We start from the raw sequence: 2,979 nt of genomic DNA, 5'->3' as shown, positions 1-2,979 counted from the left end.
CTCCTGGTGCGGGGCACGCGCCGCGGACGCGCCTGCCGTCGGTGCTCCGCGGGAGGCGCACCGGAAGTGGCCGCCGCACCGACGGTGCCCGCCGACCCCACCGGGGCGGGCCCGAGCCCGCGCCGCCGACGGGCCGCGTCCGTCATCCGGTCGCACTCTGGTTGGGAGGCGCCGCAGCGCCTAGCCTGGGCGGTGCAGCTGGTTCGCCCCGTCCGCCAGGCGGGGCGTCGCAAGAGGGAACCCGGTGGGAATCCGGGACTGCCCCGCAGCGGTGAGCGGGAACGACCGCCGTCACACGCACTGGACGCGACGCGTCCGGGAAGCGACGGCCAGTAGGTGCCGGTGCGCACGAGAGGTGCGCCGGCGGGCCCGTGAGTCCGAAGACCTGCCACTGCCCGCGCGCCCCATGGCGCGCGGTGACCTTCGGAGACCCTCGCGGGCGGGTCGGGAGGACGCGGGCCACCCGCACGCCGTCGTCGGCGTGCGCGCGGGGCCGCCGCGCCGTTCCTTCGCACCGCGAGAGCGTCCCCCGGGGGTCGTATCTCCGCACGACTCGCGAAGGAGAGTCTCGTGACACCGAAGTCCGCAGCCGCGGCAGCGGGGGCGACCGTCCACGGTTACCCCCGGCAGGGCGGGAACCGAGAGCTGAAGAAGGCGATCGAGGGCTACTGGAAGGGCAAGGTCACCGCCGACGCCCTCCGGGCCACCGCGACGGAGCTGCGCCGCACCAACCGGCGGCAGCTCGCGGAAGCAGGCATCGCCGAGGTCCCCACGGGCGACTTCTCGTTCTACGACCACGTCCTGGACACCAGCGTGATGGTGGGTGCCGTGCCCGAACGGCACCGCGCGGCCGTCGCCACCGACGCGCTGGACGGCTACTTCGCGATGGCGCGCGGCACCCAGGAGGTGGCGCCGCTGGAGATGACCAAGTGGTTCGACACGAACTACCACTACCTCGTGCCCGAGTTGGGCCCCGACACCGTCTTCTCCGCCGACTCCGGCAAGCAGGTCGCCGAGGTGCGTGAGGCGCTGGCCGACGGCCTCGCGGCCCGCCCGGTGCTGGTCGGTCCGATCACGTACCTGCTGCTGGCCAAGCCGGCGCCGGGCGTGGACCCGTCGTTCGAGCCGCTCACCCTGCTGGACCGGCTGCTGCCGGTGTACGCCGAGGTGCTGGCGGACCTGCGGGCCGCCGGGGCCGAGTGGGTCCAGCTCGACGAGCCCGCTCTGGTGCAGGACCGCACCCCGGCCGAACTGAACGCCGCGGGGCGGGCGTTGCGTGACCTCGGCGCGCTGGAGGACCGGCCGAAGCTGCTGGTCGCCTCCTACTTCGACCGGCTCGGGGACGCGCTGCCGGTGCTCGCCAAGTCCCCCGTGGAAGGGCTGGCGATCGACTTCACCGGCCCGGCGGCGGCCAACCTCGCGGAGCTGGCGGCCGCGGGCGGGGTGCCGGACAAGCGGCTGGTGGCCGGTGTCATCGACGGCCGCAACGTCTGGATCAACGACCTGGCAGCCTCGCTCGGGGTGCTGGCGACGCTCCTCGGGCTCGCCGGTTCGGTGGACGTGGCACCGTCCTGCTCGCTGCTGCACGTCCCGCTGGACGCCGCCGCGGAGCGCGACCTCGACCCGCAGGTGTCCCGCTGGCTGGCGTTCGCCCGCCAGAAGGCGGAGGAGACCGTCACGCTGGCGCGGGCGCTGCGCGAGGGCACCGACACCGTCACCGCGCGGCTGCGGGCCAACGCCGCCGACCTCGCCTCCCGGGCGGGTTCCGCGCTGACCCACGACCCCGCGGTGCGGGAGCGCGCGGCCGCGGTGACCGACGCCGACGCCCGGCGTTCGCAGCCGTACGCCGAGCGGGCCGTCGCGCAGCGGGAGCGGCTCGGTCTGCCGCTGCTGCCGGTGACCACCATCGGTTCGTTCCCGCAGACCGACGAACTGCGGGTGGCCCGCGCCGATCTGCGCGCGAAGCGGATCGACGCCCAGGGGTACGAGGAGCGGATCGCCGCCGAGATCCGCGAGGTCGTCTCCTTCCAGGAGAAGGCGGGCGTCGACGTGCTGGTGCACGGCGAGGCCGAACGCAACGACATGGTGCAGTACTTCGCCGAGAAGCTGAACGGCTACCTGGCGACGCGGCACGGCTGGGTGCAGTCCTACGGCACCCGGTACGTGCGGCCGCCGATCCTGGCGGGCGACATCTCGCGGCCCGAGCCGATGACGGTGCCGTGGACGACCTACGCCCAGTCGCTGACGGACCGGCCGGTCAAGGGCATGCTGACCGGACCGGTCACCATGCTCGCCTGGTCGTTCGTCCGCGACGACCAGCCGCTGGGCGACACCGCGCGGCAGGTCGCGCTGGCGCTGCGGGACGAGGTGGCGGACCTGGAGGCGGCCGGTACCGCGGTCATCCAGGTCGACGAACCGGCGCTGCGGGAGACGCTGCCGCTGCGGGCGGCGGACCACGCGGCGTACCTGGAGTGGGCGACCGAGTCGTTCCGGCTGGCGACCGCCGGGGTGCAGCCGCGGACGCAGATCCACACCCACATGTGCTACGCGGAGTTCGGTGACGTCATCGCCGCCATCGACGACCTCGACGCCGACGTCATCAGCCTGGAGGCGGCCCGCTCGCACATGCAGGTCGCGGACGAGCTGGCTGCGCACGGCTACCCGCGGGAGGTCGGCCCCGGGGTGTACGACATCCACTCGCCGCGTGTGCCGGGCACCGACGAGGTCGTGGCGCTGCTGAAGCGCGGGCTGGGCGCCATCCCGGCCGAGCGGCTGTGGGTCAACCCGGACTGCGGTCTGAAGACGCGTGGTTGGCCGGAGGTCCGCGCGGCGCTGGAGAACCTGGTCGCTGCGGCGCGCGGCACCCGGGAGGCGCTGGCGGCCGAGTGACGCCGGCGCGTCGGGTCGCGCCCGGTGAGCCGCTGAGCGGTCAGCGGGCGGGCGAATGAACGGGCGGGCGGCGTGCCGTGGCACGTCGCC

General features: G+C 74.7%; 1 protein-coding gene and 1 riboswitch. The gene reads left to right on the top strand.

Annotated elements, in window-relative coordinates; genetic code table 11:
- The first annotated feature begins 199 nt into the window (after positions 1-199).
- A riboswitch (cobalamin riboswitch) is annotated at positions 200-391 on the top strand.
- Positions 392-570: 179 nt separating this feature from the next.
- A complete protein-coding gene (gene metE, locus HCN52_RS23375; RefSeq protein ID WP_168090419.1) occupies positions 571-2,889 on the top strand; it encodes a 5-methyltetrahydropteroyltriglutamate--homocysteine S-methyltransferase in 2,319 nt (772 codons plus the stop codon).
- Positions 2,890-2,979 lie beyond the last annotated feature (90 nt).

This window comes from Streptomyces bohaiensis (genome assembly GCF_012033785.1).
Classification (GTDB): Bacteria; Actinomycetota; Actinomycetes; order Streptomycetales; family Streptomycetaceae; genus Streptomyces; species Streptomyces bohaiensis.
Note: the sequence above shows the minus strand (reverse complement) of the source record. Positions and strands in the feature narration are given on the sequence as shown.